Origin of the sequence: Pseudoxanthomonas sp. UTMC 1351 (genome assembly GCF_040948865.1) — a bacterium.
Lineage (GTDB): Bacteria > Pseudomonadota > Gammaproteobacteria > Xanthomonadales > Xanthomonadaceae > Pseudoxanthomonas_A.
Genome location: NZ_JAVGJT010000036.1, coordinates 18,868 through 37,420, shown reverse-complemented (window position 1 = coordinate 37,420; position 18,553 = coordinate 18,868). Strand labels below are relative to the sequence as shown.

The 18,553-nt window shown below is 62.2% G+C and carries 11 protein-coding genes and 1 tRNA gene; 5 read left to right on the top strand and 7 right to left on the bottom strand.

Annotation, left to right across the window (positions count from 1 at the left end; genetic code table 11):
- Window positions 1–195 precede the first annotated feature (195 nt).
- Window positions 196–1,857: an alpha-amylase family glycosyl hydrolase gene (locus AB6O04_RS18950; protein ID WP_368565904.1), complete on the top strand. Its 1,662-nt coding sequence runs from the start codon at window positions 196–198 to the stop codon at window positions 1,855–1,857.
- Window positions 1,858–1,947: 90 nt separating this feature from the next.
- Here AB6O04_RS18950 and AB6O04_RS18945 read toward each other — a convergent pair whose 3' ends face one another.
- From AB6O04_RS18945 to AB6O04_RS18915, 7 genes are all read right to left on the bottom strand, one after another.
- On the bottom strand, window positions 1,948–2,985 hold the full coding sequence (locus AB6O04_RS18945; RefSeq protein ID WP_368565902.1) for a LacI family DNA-binding transcriptional regulator: 1,038 nt from the start codon (window positions 2,983–2,985) through the stop codon (window positions 1,948–1,950).
- A gap of 268 nt (window positions 2,986–3,253) precedes the next feature.
- Window positions 3,254–3,742 (bottom strand): OsmC family protein, encoded by a 489-nt coding sequence (locus AB6O04_RS18940; RefSeq protein ID WP_368565901.1) that lies wholly within the window; start codon window positions 3,740–3,742, stop codon window positions 3,254–3,256.
- 19 nt (window positions 3,743–3,761) lie between these two features.
- On the bottom strand, window positions 3,762–4,208 hold the full coding sequence (gene trxC / locus AB6O04_RS18935) for a thioredoxin TrxC (RefSeq protein ID WP_368565899.1): 447 nt from the start codon (window positions 4,206–4,208) through the stop codon (window positions 3,762–3,764).
- A 317-nt stretch (window positions 4,209–4,525) separates the two neighbouring features.
- Entirely contained in the window at window positions 4,526–5,812 is a 1,287-nt protein-coding gene (gene thrC / locus AB6O04_RS18930; protein ID WP_368565898.1) for a threonine synthase, read from the bottom strand.
- An 84-nt stretch (window positions 5,813–5,896) separates the two neighbouring features.
- Complete coding sequence (locus AB6O04_RS18925; RefSeq protein WP_368565897.1) at window positions 5,897–6,841, bottom strand: homoserine kinase; 945 nt, start codon at window positions 6,839–6,841, stop codon at window positions 5,897–5,899.
- A 184-nt stretch (window positions 6,842–7,025) separates the two neighbouring features.
- Complete coding sequence (gene thrA / locus AB6O04_RS18920; protein WP_368565896.1) at window positions 7,026–9,533, bottom strand: bifunctional aspartate kinase/homoserine dehydrogenase I; 2,508 nt, start codon at window positions 9,531–9,533, stop codon at window positions 7,026–7,028.
- Window positions 9,534–9,873: 340 nt separating this feature from the next.
- A tRNA-Arg gene (locus AB6O04_RS18915) sits at window positions 9,874–9,950 on the bottom strand.
- Window positions 9,951–10,171: 221 nt separating this feature from the next.
- Between AB6O04_RS18915 and AB6O04_RS18910 the strand changes: the two genes are divergently transcribed.
- The 4 genes from AB6O04_RS18910 (at window position 10,172) to AB6O04_RS18895 (ending at window position 18,530) form a co-directional block, all read left to right on the top strand.
- On the top strand, window positions 10,172–11,017 hold the full coding sequence (locus AB6O04_RS18910) for a cyanophycinase (protein ID WP_368565895.1): 846 nt from the start codon (window positions 10,172–10,174) through the stop codon (window positions 11,015–11,017).
- Between the two features lie 655 nt (window positions 11,018–11,672).
- The gene (cphA, locus tag AB6O04_RS18905) at window positions 11,673–14,462 is read left to right on the top strand and encodes a cyanophycin synthetase (protein ID WP_368565893.1); all 2,790 of its coding nucleotides are present in this window, start codon (window positions 11,673–11,675) and stop codon (window positions 14,460–14,462) included.
- A 4-nt stretch (window positions 14,463–14,466) separates the two neighbouring features.
- A complete protein-coding gene (locus AB6O04_RS18900) occupies window positions 14,467–16,776 on the top strand; it encodes a DUF559 domain-containing protein (RefSeq protein WP_368565891.1) in 2,310 nt (769 codons plus the stop codon).
- A 221-nt stretch (window positions 16,777–16,997) separates the two neighbouring features.
- On the top strand, window positions 16,998–18,530 hold the full coding sequence (locus AB6O04_RS18895; RefSeq protein ID WP_368565890.1) for an aldehyde dehydrogenase family protein: 1,533 nt from the start codon (window positions 16,998–17,000) through the stop codon (window positions 18,528–18,530).
- The last annotated feature ends 23 nt before the right edge of the window (window positions 18,531–18,553 follow it).

The window sequence follows — 18,553 nt, the reverse complement described above, 5'->3', positions numbered from 1 at the left end:
GAAAATTTTCACAGTCTCTTCGGGCAACGTAGAGCGGAGCTTGCTCCGCTGCTTCTCGCAGACCGCCCCCGGACGCGATCAGCGGAGCAAGCTCCGCTCTACCTAGAGCGCCTGCGGCTATTCCTTATCGTCTGCCGTTGCGACGGCCTCATTGCTACTGACTCAGGGATGTCGCGGGGCGCAGCTCCGCTCTACATGAGTGCCGCTCTGGCGTTGGCGTTGTGCAGCGCGTCCGCTTTCGCCGCTACGCCGAAAATCGACCAGTTCTACGGCACCGAAGAACCCTTCGCCAGCGAAGCGGTTTATTTCGTGCTGACGGATCGTTTCGTCAACGGCGATCCCTCCAACGATCATCGCGACCAGGGCGGTGCGTATCCCACGTTCGATCAACGCGTGCCCGGCCCCGATGGCGATACCGATAATATCGGCTATCTCGGTGGGGACTTCAAAGGCATCGTCGATAATGCGGACTATATCCGCGGCATGGGATTCAGCTCGGTCTGGATCACGCCCATCGTCGACCAGCCGGACGAACCCTTCACCGGCGGCAAGCCGGTCCATTGGGGCAGTTTCTGGACGGACCAGGGCAAGACCGGCTATCACGGCTACTGGGGCGTCAATTTTTACAAGCTGGACGAACACCTGCCTAGCCCGGGGCTGGATTTCGCCGGCTTCACCCAGGCCATGCGCAAGCAGGATCTGAAGATCGTGCTGGATATCGTGGGTAATCACGGCTCCCCTTCCTACACCATGCCGAAGGATCAGCCGAAATATGGCGAGATCTATGACCGCAACGACAAGCTGCTGGCCGATCATCAGAACCTGCCGCCTGGGAAATTGAACCCGGCGAAGAATCCACTGCACCGTTTCTACAACACGAAGCCCGGCGTGGCCGAGCTGTCCGATTTCAACGAGAACAATCCGGCGGTGCTCGACTATCTGACTGGCGCCTATCTGCAATGGGTTGACCAGGGCGCTTACGCTTTCCGTATCGACACCATCGGCTGGATGCCGCACAGCTTCTGGAAAGCCTTTGCCGACCGCATACGCGAAAAGAAGCCGGACTTCTTCATGTTCGGCGAGAACTTCGAATATGACGCCGCGAAAATTGCCGCGCACACCTGGAAGCGTAACGGCAACATCAGCGTTCTGGATTTCCCCTTGCGCGCCAAATTGGTGGAAGTGTTCGAGAAGCCCGACAGCGACTACGGCGCGCTGGCGGGTGCGCTGTATCTGGAAGATGGCCCGTACGCTAACCCGTATGAGCTGATGACTTTCTATGACAATCACGATATGCCGCGCATGGACGCAACCGATGATGGCTTCATCGACGCACACAACTGGCTGTTCACCGCACGCGGCATACCGGTCATCTATTACGGTTCGGAAACCGGCTTCATGCGTGGTCGCGCGGAACACGCTGGCAACCGCAACTACTTCGGCCAGGAAAACATCGACGCTGCTCCACACAGCCCGATCTATCGCAATCTTCAACGCATCGCCAAATTGCGCCAGACCTCACCAGCGTTGCAGCGGGGCCTGCAGCTCAACGTGCGACTGAAAGGCGACGAAGCAGTGTTCTATCGCGTGTACCAGGAGAAAGGAAAGGCGCAAACCGCGCTGGTGCTGTTGAACAAGAGCGACAGGGCGCGGCGCATTACGGTGGACGAATACCTGCAAGCGGGTCAATGGCGTGATGGGTTCACCGGCAAGAGACAACGAGTGAAAAATCGCCTGACCGTAAGCGTACCGGCGCACGGCGTTCGGGTGTTTTTCCTGGATCAGCCGGTGACGCGGCAAGACATGCGTAAGCGCTTGGCCGAATTGATGGCGCGCAAGTCGCCGGATCCGGGTTGATCTCGACGCCCTGTAGGAGCGCCGTCTCGGCGCGAGCTCTTCGTTTCAGATCGCGATAGAAGCGAAGAGCTCGCGGCGGGGACGCCGCTCCTACACCGCGCCGGAAGAACGGCGCAACGCCAGTTTGACCGGGATGGTCTGGCTTTCCACCGGCTCGTCGTTGATCAGCTTCAACAGGCTTTCCACCAGCATCACACCGGCCAGCTTGGTGTCCTGCTGCACCGTCGACAGGCTGGGATTGACGAAGCTGGCCATGGGAATATCGTCGAAGCCGGCGACGGCGATGTCTTCCGGCACGCGCAGTCCTCTTTCGTGCAGTGCCTTCATGGCGCCGATGGCGATCAGGTCGCTTGCGGCGAAGATCGCGTCGAAACGTACCTTCCGCCGCAGTAGTTCCAACGCCGCCTCGTAGCCGGATTGCTCGGTGGTGACCGCATCCACCTGCAGCGATGGTTGTGCTGTGGCGCCGGCGGCCTGCAGCGCCTGGGCGTAGCCGCGGTAACGCTCGAAGAACTCCGGGTAGTGATTGGAGGCGTCGCCCAGGAATGCGACGTCGCGCCGTCCTTGTTGGACCAGGTGGGCAGTGATGTCCTGCCCTCCCTGGAAGTTGTCGCAGCCCACCGAAATGCCCGGCTGCCCCGGCAGCACGGCGCCCCAGCGCACAAAGTGCGTGCCCTGCTGCACCAGCTGTTCCAGCCGCGACTGCGCCTGCAGGTAGTCGCCGTAACCCAGCAGGATGATGCCGTCGGCCTTGTTGCTGTCTTCGTAGTCGGCCTGCCAGTTGGTGGATAACTGCTGGAACGAGATCAGCAAGTCGTAGCTTTGCAGCGCGCAGGCGCGGGTGATGGAACCCAGCATGGACAGGAAGAACGGATTGATCAGCGAGTCGTCCGGCGTCGGGTCCTCGAAGAACAGCAGCGCGATGGTGCCCGAGTGTTGCCGGCGCAGATTGGAGGCATTCTTGTCGACCTTGTAGTTCAGCTCGGCCGCGATCGCCTGGATGCGCTTGCGCGTCTCCTCATTGACCATCGGGCTGCCGCGCAACGCGCGCGAGACGGTGGGCTGGGAAACCCCGGCCAGGTGAGCGATGTCCAGCGAGGTGGCTTTACCCTTGATCGGTGCGGTCACGGACGGCTTCTGCAGCAAACGCTAGGACCGCGATGATGCCATGCTGGGCGGCGGGCTTCGACTGGTGGAGGTGGTAACCGGTTACCGGGGGCAACTTTCGCGCCAACGCTCCTTGTGGGAGCGACGCGAGTCGCGATTGGAACGCAAAAAAACTTAGACACAGATCAACACGAATGAACACGGATGAACACGGATGAAGATCATTGGTTGCTTTATCCGTCTTTTCTGCGTTTATCCGAGTCTGAAGCCTTTGATTTTCGGTCGCGACTCACGTCGCTCCCACAAGGGTGGCACTCCGAGCCGCACCATGCACGCGCACGCCTTCGGCATCGGTGATGCTGACCGATACTTCGATGCCGTGGCGGACGCTTTCGGTGACCACGCAAAAGTTTTCGAACTGGGCGAGGACTCGCTCCAAAGAGGCGTGCGCATCGGCGGGTTCGGCCAACTGGATATCGGCCTGGATATGGCTCACCCGAAAACGGCCCTGTTCGTTGCGGGCCAGTTCCGCGGTGGCCGTGGTCACCAGTTTGCCGGGCTGGTTCTTGAACTTCCGCAGTGCGAATAACAGGCTGGCGGACAGGCAATTGGCAACCGCTGCGGCGAGCATCCGGGAGGGATTGGGGCCGGCGCCGTGACCAAGCGGTTCGGGCTCATCGGTCAGCAAGTCCGGAATGCTGGTTTCATCGAAATGGATGCGGAACGAGTAGTCGCTCTCTTGTTCCAGGGTAAGGACGATCTTCTGGGTATCGCTCATGTGGAAGGATCTCTGTGCTTTAGGAAGGAAGATGCTGGCGCGCCCACTGCACGATGCCCTGCATCGGCATGGCGCCGGACTGCCGGGCCAGCTCTCGGCCGTGATGGAACAGCACCAAGGTAGGAATACTGCGGATTCCAAAACGCGCACCTAAAGAAGGTTGCGCTTCAGTGTCCACTTTCGCCAGATGCAGGCGCGGTTCCAGCAATCTCGCCGCTTGTTCGTACGCCGGCGCCATCGTCCGGCAAGGCCCGCACCAGGGCGCCCAAAAATCCACCAGCAATGGGATATCGGACCGACTGGCGTGGACGTCGAAATGAACGGTGTCCAACGCAAATGGCGCGCCGGCGAATAATCGGGACTTGCAGCGCCCGCACACCGGGCTTTCATGCAGGCGTGCGCCGGGCACCCGGTTAATAGCGTGGCAATGCGGACAGGCGATTTGGAGCGTTTCTGCGGCGCTCATGTGGCTGCCTCCTTCCAACGTTGAATGCGCGACAGCATGGCGGAATATCCACTTGGAATCACCATCAAAGTTGGAACGTTGCCCCCGTAGAGCCGAGATCCTACGTTGACTGTCAAGACGTCATGGTGACGGTGTCGACATAGCATTTTTGTGGGAGCGACGTGAGTCGCGACCGGAAACATCAACGTCGCGACTCACGTCGCTCCCACAAGGAATTTATCCGCGCGTTTGTAGAGCCAAGCTTGCCCGGCTGCTCTTAGGTCCGCCCACAATCTAGAGCAGCGGAGCAAGCTCCGCTCTACGAGAACACGGGCCTTCTACACAATACGCTCGCGCAGCACTTCATACTGCGCCGGAATGAGATCGGCATGAGCCGGCCGTTGCAGCAACGCAGCCAACGACGACGGCACTTCCACCGGCCTGCCAATCAACGGTTCGACGACGCTTTCAAACTTGGCCGGATGCGCGGTGGATGCCACCGCCCAATCCCCGTCTTCACCGCTCGCCCGTAGCCCCTCCAGCACCTTGATGGCCGTGGCGGTATGCGGGCAGAACACTTCGCCATATTGTGCATCCCGGCGTTGGATAGTTTCGCGAATGGCGGCGTCGTCGACGCTGGCAGAAACGAACGCGGCACGTATCGCCGCGTCATCGCCGCGATACAACCAATGCAGGCGTTCGAAGTTGCTGGGTGCGCCCACATCCATCGCATTGGCGATGGTAGGGATACTGGATTGCGGCGCGTAATCACCGCCGGCGAAATAGTCCGGCAACACCCGATTGGCATTGGTGGCCAACACAATGCGACCCAACGGCACGCCAAGCGCCCGCGCCAGGATGGCGGCCAATGCGTTGCCCAGGTTGCCGGTGGGGATGACGAAGTTGAGCGGCTCGCCAGTAGCTGCGTGGTGACGCAATGCGGCGTCGGCGTAGTAGCTCATCTGCGGCAGCAAGCGACCCAGGCTGATGCTGTTGGCCGAGCTGAGCGGCGCTTCGGCCTGTAACGCCTGGTCGTTCAATGCCCGCTTGACCAGCGCCTGGCAATCATCGAACGAACCGGACACACGCAGCGCCGTGACGTTATCACCGAAACAACCCAGCTGGTGCGCCTGGCGGGGCGAGACCCGGCCATCCGGATACAGCACGATGACGCGCAATCCTGGTTGCTGGTGGAATGCCGCCGCTACGGCCGCACCAGTATCACCCGAGGTCGCCACCAGGATGGTTAATGGCCGCGAAGCACCTTTGCGCAACCGCGTCAGGCATTCGGCCAAGAAGCGCGCACCGAAATCCTTGAAAGCCGCGGTGGGACCATGGAACAGTTCCAGCACATGATCGCGCGGCGTGGCGAGCGCCTTCAGTGGCGCGGGAAAATCGAAGGCTTCATGGCAGATGGCCGACAACTCCGACGCCAAGACATCGCCTTCAAAAAACGGTGCCAACAGATGCCCTGCGGTTTCCGCAAGATCTGCGCCGGCTTCCAGTTCCCGCGATGCAGGCAGTTCCGCAGGAACGTAGAGTCCGCCATCGGGCGCCAGACCGGCGGCAATGGCTTGACTGAGCGTGGCGGAGAGTGATGGGTCGCGGGTGGAGATGAACTTCATGTGGGTTCCGGAATTCGATTAATGACGAGATTCTTTGTCGTCATCCCAGCGAAAGCTGAGATGACGACCGTTGACGCATGCACCTCACTCCACCGACAACACTTCCGCACCCGTAGCGTTGATCGGCGACACCCAGGCTTGACTGTCGAAGCCCGCCACGCGGAAGGCCGCCTGTATACCCGCAATCGCCGCGTCGGCCGCGGCGCGCGATTCGAACCAGGCGAACACGCTGGGGCCGGCACCGGAAATGCTGGCGCCCATCGCGCCGGCTTCCAGTGCCGCTTGCTTGGCTGCGGCAAACCCTACGATCAAGGACGAACGGCGCGGTTCGACCAATACATCGCTCAGACCGGCGCGTACCAGCTCGGCGTTCCCGGTATAGCAACCCGATAGCACCAGCGCGAGGTTCGCGCTTTGTGCGACGAATTCGCTCAACCGATAGTCGCCCTGCAGCGCGGCGCGCGCGCGGCGGGTTTCCAGAATGGCCTCAGGGTGCACCAACACGCTGTGCCATGCATCGGGCACCGGGATCCTGAGCAGATGGTCGGCAGTGGCCAATACCAGACCGCCCAACAACATCGGCCCCAGGTTGTCGCCATGGCGTCCACCGCTGGCGACTGCTTCACCGATCAGGGCGAAGGGATACAGCGCCTCGCGCGGCAACGGCTGTTCCAGCAGCTCGTTGGCCGCCACCAGCGCCGCCACGCAGGATGCTGCCGAGCCGCCCATGCCAGATCCCAGCGGGATGCCTTTTTCGATCTCCAACTCAAAGCCGAAGGTGAGGCCCAAAGCTTCGCGCATGGCGATCAACGCGGCGCCCGCCGTATTCCCCGGCGCGTCCAATGGCAGGTCCACCGTAGCACCGCGGATCGCGGCGATACGCACCGCGGGTTCGTTTTCATCAGGAGCATCGATGCGGCGCACCGTCACCGTATCGCCGGCGCCTTCGATCACATGGCCCAGAATATCGAACCCGACCCCCACGTTACCGACGGAGGCCGGCGAGAAAGCCGTCGCCTTCTGCTTCATGCGCGCACCCCAATACGAACAGCATTTGGACGCGGATTAACAAGGATATGAGCGGATAAAGCCAATGTGGATAAAGGCGAGAGCTCGGGGCGACGCCGCCGCTCCCACGGTATTCGAGCAATTTGTTGCTTTTTATCCGTGGTTATCGGCGTTGATCCGCGTCGAAAAGCTTTTCTCTGAACTCTCACAGCTTGGCCCCCTGCCCCGCGGCCACTCTCAGCAAGTCGGCGAACACACCGGCAGCGGTCACTTCCGGACCCGCGCCAGGTCCCTGCACGATCAACGGATTGTCGCAGTAGCGACGCGTAGTGAACTGCACGATGTTGTCGGTCAAACGCAGATGGGCGAAAGCATGCGTGTCCGGCAGTTCCACCAAGCCGACGCTGGCACGGCCGTCGCCATCCAAGCGCGCGACGTAGCGCAATACCTTGCCAGCCGCTCTCGCCGCGGCCAGCCTTTGCGAAAAGGCGGCGTCCACTTCCGGCAGGCGTACCATGAACTCATCGACGCTTCCCTGGCGCAACGATTCCGGCACCAGGCTTTCTACTACCACATCGTCCAACGTCAATTCGCGACCGGCCTCGCGTGCCAGGATCACCAGCTTGCGAGCGACATCGGTACCGGACAGGTCGTCGCGCGGATCCGGTTCCGTGTATCCCATTCCGCGCGCTTCGCCCACCAGCGTGGAGAACGGTGCGCTGCCATCGAACTTATTGAACAGCCACGCCAACGTGCCGGAGAAGATGCCCTCTACCGACATCACCGCGTCGCCGGTATCGAGCAGGTCGCGCAGCGTGGAAATCACCGGCAACCCGGCGCCCACGGTGGCCTCGTAGCGGAAACGCGCACCGCTGACCCCTGCGGCATCGTGGATGGCACGGAATCGCGGCATTGGGCCGGCGCCCGCCTGTTTGTTCGGCGTCACCACATGGATGCCTGCTGCCAGCCATTCGGCATAACGGTCGGCGACCTCCGCGCTGGCGCTGCAATCAACGATGACGGCATGCGGCAGATGCGCGGACAGCAGGTGCGCAGTGAAGCGATCCAGGTCGGCCGCCAACCGGCTGCCGGTCAGGCGTTCGCGCCAGTCGCCGCCGATGCCGCGTTCGTCCAGCAGCATCTTGCTGCTGGAGGCGATCGCGCGTAGCCGCAGATCAAGATTGGCTTTACCCAAGAGCTGTGGCTGCGCGGCGCGGAGTTGCTCGATCAATGTGGCGCCAACGTTGCCCGGGCCTATCACACCGACCGAGAACGTCTGCGGCGACAGCCAGAACCCGGCATGCGCCGCACGCAACGCCTTGGTCGCATCGGCACTGTCGATGGCGACGGAAATATTGCGTTCGGAAGAACCCTGCGCGATGGCCAGGATATTGACCCGTGCGCGACCCAGCGATTCGAACAGGCGCGCGGCCACACCCGGCTGGCCAGCCATGCCGTCGCCCACAGCGGCCAACACACTGATGTTGTCGGTGCGCTGTATGCGCTGCACCTGACCGATATTCAGCTCGTGGGCAAAAGCATTGAGTAAAGCCGCCTGCGCGCGCGTCGCCTCGGCATGCCGCACCACGCAGCAGATCGAATGTTCGGACGAGCCTTGCGAGATCATGACCACCGATACACGCGCATCGCGCAACGCGGCAAACACGCGCTCCGCGGTGCCGGGTACGCCGATCAACCCAGTACCTTCCAGATTCAACACTGCCAGGTCCGGGCTGAGTGTCAGGCCCTTCACCGGACCGGCGACATCGCGTTCGGCGGTGATGCGGGTACCGGGGTGTTCGGGATGGAAAGTGTTGCGGATGATGATGGGCAAACCGCGTTCGATTGCCGGTGCCATGGTCTGCGGATGCACGACCTTGGCGCCGAAATAGGCGAGTTCGCAGGCTTCGTCGTAGCTGAGCGCGCTCAGCTGCACCGCCTCGGGCACCACGCGCGGATCAGCCGACAGTACGCCGTCCACGTCGGTCCAGATATGCAGTTCAGCGGCATCGAACAACGCCGCGAAGATGGCGCCCGAGTAATCGCTGCCGTTGCGCCCCAGCGTGGTGACGCGATTGGCGCGGTCGCGCGCGACAAAGCCGGTCACCACGATGCGGCGCTGCTGATGCTGTGCGCGCCAGTCGGCGAGCCGGCTGGCACTGATGGCCCAATCCACTTCCACGCCCAGGTCGCTACGGTCCACTACCAGCACATCGCGCGCATCCAGTACCGCGCAATCGTCGCCTTGTGCGCGGAAGTAGTCGCCCAACAGGCGCGCGGAACAGACTTCGCCCAGCCCCTGCACGCGGTCCAGCACTTCCCGCGGCAACTCGCCGATGACCGCCAGCGCGCCGAGTATCTCGGACAGTTTGGCGAAGCGTTCGTCCAGCCACTCCAGCGTCGGGCCGGCATTCTCGTTCAACAGCGCTACAGCCGCGCCGCGGTGCCGGGCGCGTAGTTCGTGCCAGCGGTCGCGCCACTCGTCCTGATTGCGCGAAGCCAGCTCGGAGAGATCGATCAAGGCGTCGGTGACGCCTCTCATGGCCGAGACGACGGCGACCTGGATATCTTCGTCGCGCGCCCGCAGCAACTGCGCGACATGGCGGTAGCGCTCGGCATCGGCCACCGAAGTGCCACCGAACTTGTGCACGACAGTGCGTAGCGGTGAGGGTTCTATGGCTTTTTGTTCTTGTGCGGCAACGCTGGACGGCATGGAACGGAACCTCTGTTGTGAGGCCCGGCGCGCATCAGGTTTGGGGTCGCCCCGCATCCTGATCCGGGTGCGGGGCCGTGGTTTGCGAAATTACGCGAACACAACCAACCGCACCCGACGAATCGAGGTGCTAATGGTGGTAATGGTACCGAGGCCGCCGGCCGCGCCAACACGGCGCGCTGGCGAAAGAGCCAGAGCGGAACCGTTCGACGGGGAGAGGGCGACGTTGTGCATACCCCGTAGAGAAACCGAAGCCGAGGGGTGCTGTCAAGCGCTGCATCGCAACATCGGAACTGATCGCCGTCTGGAAGCGGTTCCACCGTGACCAGACGGCAGGAGGTGGTGACCCCGGCGCGATTCGAACGCACGACCTGTCCCTTAGGAGGGGACCGCTCTATCCAGCTGAGCTACGGGGCCTTGGGCGGGATTGTCTCATGAACGGCCAGCGCGTCGCAGCGGGCCTCTCCAGGCATTCAGCCGTGCTACCTTTGACAGGTGCCTGGCGTTGTTGGTTGTGCCGGGCCGCCGGGGGTTCTTGGGGGAATCGGGCTATGGGCCGCAGGATTGCGCGGCCTGGCGAATGTCCCGTCGCGGCGGCGTTGCGCAATACCGAACATGTTTGCCAGGAGTTGTGTCGTATGTGTCCAAGCAAGGTTTCCGCCGGCGACGAGCGGGGATGGATCGTCCCGATTGGCGGGGCCGAAGATAAAGAAAACAGCCCCAGGATTCTGGAACGCTTCGTTGGCCTGTGTGGCGGCCGCGATGCCGATATTGTGGTGATCCCCACCGCCAGCCGATTGGTTGACACCGGACTGCGCTACGAGAACATCTTTGCGCGTTTGGGCGCGGGACGCGCTGAGTCGCTCGAGTTCGACAGCCGGGACGATGGCCAGCGCGACGACTGGCTGCGCCGGATCGAGGAATGCAGCGGCATTTTCTTCACCGGCGGCAACCAGTTGCGCATATCCACCATCTTGGGCGGCACCGAAGCGGCACGGATGATCCGCCAGCAAAACGCACGTGGAGTGACGGTGGGCGGCACCAGTGCCGGCGCCAGCATCCTCAGCGAACACATGATCGCTTTCGGGGAGGAAGGCTCTTCGCCGAACGCCAGCAGTGTCCGTTTGGCTCCTGGCTTGGGTCTGACCAATCGCTTCGTGATCGACCAGCACTTCCGTCAGCGTGATCGTTTGGGCCGTTTGGTTGCTGCGCTGGCGTACAACCCGTTCGCGATCGGCATCGGTTTGGACGAAGACACCGCCGCTTTCATCGGGCCGGACAACACGCTGGAAGTCGAAGGCAGCGGCGCAGTGACCGTTGTCGATGCCGGTGGTCTGCAGTTCTCTTCGATGGCACAGGTTTCGGAAGACGAACCGGTTTGCCTGCTGGGTCTTATGGTGCACATCCTGACCGCTGGCGCTACATTCAATTTGCATACCCGGCAGGCTTCTGCGGGGAGTTTGGATCGGCCTCGTACGGCTTAGCTTGCGTTGCTGATTTGTTTTGGGATAGTCGATTTCACTGCCGGGGACCTCATTCGAACGTAGCGCACGCTACGTATACGGCTTTGATCTCGCATTTTGGCACTATGACGCTGCTAGCTTTGCTGAAGAAGTGTTCGCGTTTTTGCTTTTGCTTGTTCTTGTGATGGGTTACTGAAGCGGATAGTTTCCGCGCTGCCGCGGGCGTTACTTGTTCTTTGCTCGTGCAAAGAGGCGCTTCTCAACAGCCGAATGGCTGGTCAACACGCCCCTGGCGGCGCGCCCTTCGGGTACGTGTCGCCGGTGGGAATTTTCGGAAGGCACATCCATGTGCCTGCCGAAAACGCCGCGCGTCCTGCGCGGCGCCCCAAGGGGTTGTACCCACCGGCGCCACCGCGCCTTAAAGGGGACCCAAAACTAAGAGCAAGGGCTTAAGAGCAAGAACACAAAAGCACAAAAGCAAATGCACCTAGCTTCCGCACCGCTTTCGCCTTTGAAGCTGCTTTTGTTCTTGGTTTTCCACACTGAGCCAGCGCCCTTACTGGTGAAGCCAACAATCAGCTATTCACGAAGCCGATAACGCTTTTGCTGTTACGTTATTCCCCAGGCACCACCCGCCGGCACCGTCGGGCCGACCAAAACCACCTCAAGGTAAAGCATGCGCATTCTCGAACGCTCTGTTTTCGTCGGCCCCTCTCAGTACGCCCATTTCCCCGTCATCCGGCTGGAACTGGACCTGCAAGCGCTGGAAGCCTGGCCAACAGCGCGGCTGGGCGCCGCCTACGTCGACGGGCTGGTCGCCGCCCTGCCCGGCTTGGCCGAACACGGGTGTTCCTATCGCGAACCCGGTGGGTTTATCCGCCGTATGCGCGAAGGTGAAGGCACCTGGCTGGGACACGTTCTGGAACACGTCGCCATCGAACTCCAGAACGTCGCCGGCGAAGACGTCACCTTCGGCAAGACCCGCAGCATCAGCGACGACCGCCCCGGCGTTTACAGCGTGGTCTACGAATACGCTCAACGCGAAGAAGGCATTGCGGCGGGCGACCTCGCGATCAAACTGCTGTGCTCGCTATTGCCTGTGGAACTGCAGCCGAAGAAGAGCGTGCCTGAAGACTGGGATTGGAACACCGCGCGCGACGATTTCATCCGCTACGCGCAGCGCCGCGCGCTGGGCCCTTCCACCGCCTCGCTGGTACGCGCCGCCGAAGAGCGCGGCATTCCGTGGTTCCGGCTCAACGAACAATCGCTTATTCAGTTCGGCCACGGCAAGTATCAGCAGCGCATCCAGGCCACGGTGACGGGCAAGACGCCGCACATTGCAGTGGAGCTGGCCAGCGACAAGGAAGAAACCAACAAGATCCTGGGTTCGCTGGGCCTGCCGGTTCCGCGCCAGGAACTGGTCACCGACGCCACGGGCGCGTTGCGTGCGGCCAAGCGACTGGGCGGGTCGGTAGTAACCAAACCGTACAACGGCAATCACGGCCGCGGCATCACCATCGATATTTCCAGTGATGACGAGATCCGCGAAGGCTTCGCCGCAGCACGCGAGCACTCGCGCTCGGTCATCGTGGAAACCTACATTGCGGGCGACGATCACCGGCTGTTGGTGGTCAACGGCGAACTTATCGCCGCCACCCGTCGCACTCCCGGTCACGTGGTGGGCGACGGCGTGCATGACATTGCGGACCTGGTCGACATGGTCAATACCGATCCCCGCCGCGGCGTGGGGCATGAAAAAGTACTGACCCGGCTGGAGTTGGATGCACAGGCCGACCTGATGCTGGAGCGTGTGGGCTACAACCATTTCTCCGTGCCCAAAGCCGGTGAAGTGGTCTATCTGCGTTCCACCGCCAACCTGTCCACTGGCGGCACGGCCACCGACGTCACCGACGTCATTCACCCCGACAACCGCGACATGGCCGTGCGTGCGGTGCGCGCTATCGGATTGGACGTGGGCGGTGTGGATTTCATTTCGACCAACATCGCCGAAAGCTACAAGCTGGTGGGCGGCGCCATCTGTGAAGTCAACGCCGCGCCCGGCTTCCGCATGCACGTGGCGCCCAGCGAGGGCACTCCGCGGGATGCTGCCGGGCCGGTGATAGACATGCTGTTCCCGCCGGGCACACCGTCGCGCGTGCCGATCGCCGCCATCACCGGCACCAACGGCAAGACCACCACCGCCCGCATGCTGGCGCATATCACCAAGATGGCCGGCTATACACCGGGATTGACCACCACCGAAGGCGTCTACATCGACGGCCAGCGAACGGTGGAAGGCGACATGACGGGTCCGGTGTCGGCGCGGATGGTGTTGTCGGATCCGCAGATCGATATCGCCGTGCTGGAAACCGCACGCGGCGGCCTGCTGCGCGCGGGCATGGGTGTGCCGGAAGTGAACGTGGGCGCGGTGCTGAACGTGCAGGCCGACCACCTCGGCCTGAAAGGCATCGACACGTTGGAGCAACTGGCTGAGATCAAACGCATCGTGGTGGAAGTGGCAAGCGATTGTGCGGTTTTGAATGCAGACGACGCGAACGTGCTGAAAATGTCGGCATACACCGACGCCAAGACCATCTGCTACGTCACCATGAATCCTTCGCACACGCTAGTGCGCGAACATATCCGCGCCGGCGGCCGTGCCTGTGCGCTGGAAGCGGGCATCAACGGCCACATGATCACGCTGTACGACAAGGGCAGCCACATTCCGCTGATGTGGACGCACCTGATTCCCGCGACGATGGAAGGCCGCGCCCTGCACAACGTGCAGAACGCGATGGTCGCCGCTTCGATGGCGTTTTCGCTGGGTATCAAGCTGGATGCGATCAGCCAGGCCCTGCGCACCTTCGACACCACGTTCTTCCAGGCACCCGGCCGGATGAATGTGTTCAATGAACATCCGTTCAAGGTATTGATGGACTACGCGCACAACGCGCACGCGGTTAGCGTCATGGCGGACCTGGCACAACGGTTGGACGTAACCGGTCGACGCATCGTGGTGGTTGCCGGCCCCGGCGATCGCCGCGACGACGACTTACGCGCGATCGCTGCGGCCATTGCAGGCAGGTTCGATCATTACGTGGTTCGTCGCGATGATTCCTTGCGCGGCCGCGATGGCGACGAGGTACCGCGTATCATCGCCAAGGCATTGCAGGCCGATGGCGTGCCGGATGATGCGATCACCATCATTCCCGATGAACAGCAGGCAGTGGACGCCGCACTGCGACTGGCCCAACCCGGCGATCTTCTGCTGATCTTCGCCGATGCACTGACGCGCACCTGGAAGCAGATCACCAAGTTCCAGCCAGCCGGCGACGCACCGCGGCCGGCTGCCCGCATCGAGATTCCATTGCCGCTGGCTGCTCCGGATGAAGCCGCTTTCGCAAGCCTGGAAGGCGTGGTGCGCGACGAACGCGGACTGGTGTTCGAACGCGAGCAGAACGACTGAACCGATGAGTCTGGAACCTTACGAAGACTCGCGCCGGCTCACTGGCTGCAACGTCTATTTCGCCGCCACGGGCGCGGCATTGGAAACCGCCCGCGGACTGGAGCATGACGACGCGGCGATAGATCGTTGGCGCGCCAGTATCACCATCGCACGCGAAGCGCTTGGCTGGCCACACGGCGACATCGTTATTCACCGTCACCGCTCCGGCGCCTCTCTCGCGTTCGCCGCGCCAATGGATCAGCTGTACACCGCTACCGAAGTCAACGAATGGGCTTGGTGGTCGGCGTTGTGGGCGAAGGGCTCTGGCGCTCCCTTCTCCCCTCGGGAGAAGGTGCCCGAAGGGCGGATGAGGGAGGGAGCCTTGACCGCCAGCTCAAGCTCCAGAAAGAAGCTGCCCTTCGATCCAGAAACACAGGACTTCATACGCCTGCTGAGAAAGAACTCAACAGAACCAGAACAATTGCTCTGGGGCTTCCTTCGCGACCGCCGTCTCCACAATCAAAAATTTCGCCGCCAGAAATCGCTTGGTCCTTACGTACTCGATTTTTACTGCCACGAGCTGAAACTAGCTGTAGAGCTGGATGGCGGGCAGCATAATGAGCCGGCTCATTTGGCTAGCGACGCCAGACGTGATGCTTTCGTAGCCAGCTACGGGGTCACCACGCTGCGGTATTGGAATCATGATGTGCTTACACACACGGACGATGTGCTAGCAGATATCTGGGAGCGGGTGCATGCGCTTGTAAAAGATGGCGCTGGCGACGGCGAGTCCATTCCCTCATCCGCCCTTCGGGCACCTTCTCCCGGGGGGAGAAGGGAGCAAGAGCCGGAGCTTTACCACGCCCCCGGACATCCCGCAGTTTGGGACGCCGATTCCGCCGTCCATACGTTGACGCTAGTCGCCAAAGCCGAAGCCCGCCCTGAACTGATCGCTCTGCAACAACAAGCCGATGCCCACGGTCTACCGCTGCTAGCCGACGATGACGAAGTCACCATCGGTGAGGGTACCGGCAGCCGCACTTGGTTTGCCGAGGGCCTGCCGTCGCCGGTCGTGGTGCCATGGGCGCATTTGCACAAGATTCCCACGGCGCTGGTCACTGGCTCCAATGGCAAAACCACAACAGTACGCCTGCTGGCGGCAATGGCCACGGCCCATGGTTGGCGTACGGCATATAGCTGCACGGATGGTGTCTTCTTCGACGGGCATGCATTGGAGGCTGGCGATTTTTCCGGCCCTACCGGCACCCGCACTGCGTTGCGCCAGAACGGCGCGGAAGCGGCCATTCTGGAAACCGCGCGCGGCGGCATGCTGCGGCGTGGGTTGGCGCTGTGCCATGCCAATGTCGCGATCGTCACCAATATCGCCGCCGATCACTTCGGCGAATACGGCGTGCATGACCTCAATGACTTGGCCAGGGTCAAGCTGACCGTGGCGCGCGCGATCCGCCATGACGGACAGCTGGTGCTGAACGCCGATGACCCAACGCTGGTGGCGCACGCGAAAGCGCTTACCGTTCCGCTGGCGTGGTTCGCATCGAACTTCGATCATCCGCTGCTGCAACAACACCGCGAACAAGGCGGCGCGACGTGCGGCGTGCGCGACGGCCGGTTGCTGTTGTATGTCGACGGTGTCAGCAACGATCTTGGCGCCGTGGCATCCATGCCGCTGACGGTGCAAGGGCGAGCGTCCTACAACATCGCAAATCTCGCCGGCGCCGCGCTGACCGCAAGCACGCTGGGTATTCCTCCGGCCACCATCGCCAGCATCGCAGGGCATTTCGGCAGCGGACGCGACGACAACCCGGGGCGACTGCAACGTTGGTGTTTCGGCGATATGCAGGTGTATGTCGACTACGCGCATAACCCCGATGGCTTGCGCGGCTTGCTGGAAGTCGCGCTATTGGATCGCGGCACAACGCAGCGCTTCGCCCTGCTGCTGGGGCAGGCGGGCAATCGCGAAGACAACGACATTCGCGAACTGGTCGCCACGGCCATGGAGTTCCATCCTAGCCATGTGGTGCTGAAAGACATTGGCGAAGGCTACATGCGCGGACGCGCCCCGGGCGAAATCGCCGCGCTGATGCGTAGCTCCCTGATTTCGCTTGGCATGCCTGAATCGGCCATCGTTACCTGCCTGGACGAAGCCGAAGCCGCTCGCCAGGCGCTGGCCTGGGCTCGTAGGGACGACGTGGTGGTGCTGCCGCTGCATGAACCCACCGCCCGGACCCAAGCGATAATGCTGCTGGACCAGATGGAGGCGGCAGGTTGGCTGCAGGGCATGCCCGTTCCGCCTCTTCCTGCCGCAGATGCTTAGCTGATTTGCCTGAAAGTTGAAGATTTAGGGCAAAAGCAAATCCCCCTCAAATGCTTTTCAACCGCCGAATGGCGGGTCAAGGGGGAGGCAAAGCAAGAGCCTTCCCATTCCCCATTCCCAGCTCCTGCCAGCGGCTCTGCTAAAATTCCGGTTCCTCTGGCGCGCGCCCGCGTCCCCTCACCAGGGACTTCCGCGCTGAACCCGATTCCCTGGAGCTCTACATGCCCGCAGACATTCTCAAGGCCCTCGGCCTTGATCAGCGCAATTCCGGCACCTACCTCGGCAGCGGCGAATGGTCCGCCACCACCGATGCCGGCCTGCTGCAGTCGATCAACCCGACCACCAACGAAGTGATCGCCGAGGTATACGCGACCAGCCAGGCGGACTACGAGACCGTCGTTGCGCGTGCGCAGGAAGCCTTCAAGGTCTGGCGTACCACGCCGGCCCCGCGCCGCGGCGAAGCCATTCGGCTGTGCGGCGACGCGCTGCGCAAGCACAAGGACGCGCTGGGTTCGCTGGTCGCGTTGGAAATGGGCAAGAGCAAGCCCGAAGGCGACGGCGAAGTGCAGGAGATGATCGACATCGCGGATTTCGCGGTGGGCCAGAGCCGCATGCTCTACGGCTACACCATGCATTCCGAGCGGCCCGGCCACCGCATGTACGAGCAGTACCACCCGCTGGGCCTGGTTGGCATCATCAGCGCGTTCAATTTCCCGGTGGCGGTGTGGGCGTGGAATTCGTTCCTGGCCGGTATCTGCGGCGATATCTGCCTGTGGAAGCCATCCAACAAGACGCCGCTGACTGCCATTGCATCAATGAAAGTCTGCAACGACGCACTGAAGGCCGGTGGCTTTCCGGACATCTTCTTCCTGATCAACGATGCCGGCGTGGAGTTGGCGCAGCAGTTCGTCGATGACAAGCGCATTCCGCTGATCAGCTTCACCGGCTCCACCCAGGTCGGCCGCACCGTCGGCGAACGCGTTGCGCGTCGCATGGGCCGCAGCCTGCTGGAATTGGGCGGCAACAACGCCATCATCCTGGACGAAAGCGCCGATCTGAAGCTGGCGATTCCTGGCATCGTGTTCGGCGCAGTCGGCACCGCCGGCCAGCGCTGCACTACTACGCGCCGGCTGATCGTGCACGAATCCATCTACGACACCGTGCTGTCCACGCTGATCAAGGCGTACAAGCAGGTGGAAGGCAAGATCGGCGACCCCACCGATCCGGCCAACCTGATGGGCCCGTTGAACAGCCAGGGCGCCGTGCAACAGTTCCTGGCTTCGATCGAAAAAGCCAAGGCCAGCGGTGGCAAGGTCGAAACCGGCGGTAGCGCCATCGACCGTCCCGGCAACTTCGTGTTGCCAACGATCATTACCGGCCTGAAGAATTCCGATGAAGTGGTGCAGCACGAAACCTTCGCACCCATCTTGTACGTGATGAAGTACAAGACGCTGGACGAGGCCATCGATATGCAGAACGCGGTCCCGCAAGGCCTGTCTTCGTCCATCTTCACTCAGAATCTCAGGGCGGCCGAGCAGTTCCTTTCCGCGGCGGGTTCGGACTGTGGCATCGCCAACGTCAACATCGGCACCAGCGGTGCCGAGATCGGCGGCGCGTTTGGTGGCGAAAAGGAAACCGGCGGCGGTCGCGAATCCGGATCGGATGCGTGGAAGGTCTACATGCGCCGGCAGACCAATACGATCAACTACTCGGATTCGCTGCCGCTGGCGCAAGGCATCAAGTTCGATCTCTGATCTTTCAGCCCTGACACCCACGG

What these genes read in the sequence shown, in the direction of transcription:
- AB6O04_RS18940 (WP_368565901.1), bottom strand. Translation starts at nt 3,742, where the DNA reads ATGAGCGATACCCAGAAGATCGTCCTTACCCTGGAACAAGAGAGCGAC.
- AB6O04_RS18910 (WP_368565895.1), top strand. Translation starts at nt 10,172, where the DNA reads ATGTGTCCAAGCAAGGTTTCCGCCGGCGACGAGCGGGGATGGATCGTC.
- trxC (WP_368565899.1), bottom strand. Translation starts at nt 4,208, where the DNA reads ATGAGCGCCGCAGAAACGCTCCAAATCGCCTGTCCGCATTGCCACGCT.
- thrC (WP_368565898.1), bottom strand. Translation starts at nt 5,812, where the DNA reads ATGAAGTTCATCTCCACCCGCGACCCATCACTCTCCGCCACGCTCAGT.
- AB6O04_RS18950 (WP_368565904.1), top strand. Translation starts at nt 196, where the DNA reads ATGAGTGCCGCTCTGGCGTTGGCGTTGTGCAGCGCGTCCGCTTTCGCC.
- AB6O04_RS18900 (WP_368565891.1), top strand. Translation starts at nt 14,467, where the DNA reads ATGAGTCTGGAACCTTACGAAGACTCGCGCCGGCTCACTGGCTGCAAC.
- thrA (WP_368565896.1), bottom strand. Translation starts at nt 9,533, where the DNA reads ATGCCGTCCAGCGTTGCCGCACAAGAACAAAAAGCCATAGAACCCTCA.
- cphA (WP_368565893.1), top strand. Translation starts at nt 11,673, where the DNA reads ATGCGCATTCTCGAACGCTCTGTTTTCGTCGGCCCCTCTCAGTACGCC.
- AB6O04_RS18895 (WP_368565890.1), top strand. Translation starts at nt 16,998, where the DNA reads ATGCCCGCAGACATTCTCAAGGCCCTCGGCCTTGATCAGCGCAATTCC.
- AB6O04_RS18925 (WP_368565897.1), bottom strand. Translation starts at nt 6,841, where the DNA reads ATGAAGCAGAAGGCGACGGCTTTCTCGCCGGCCTCCGTCGGTAACGTG.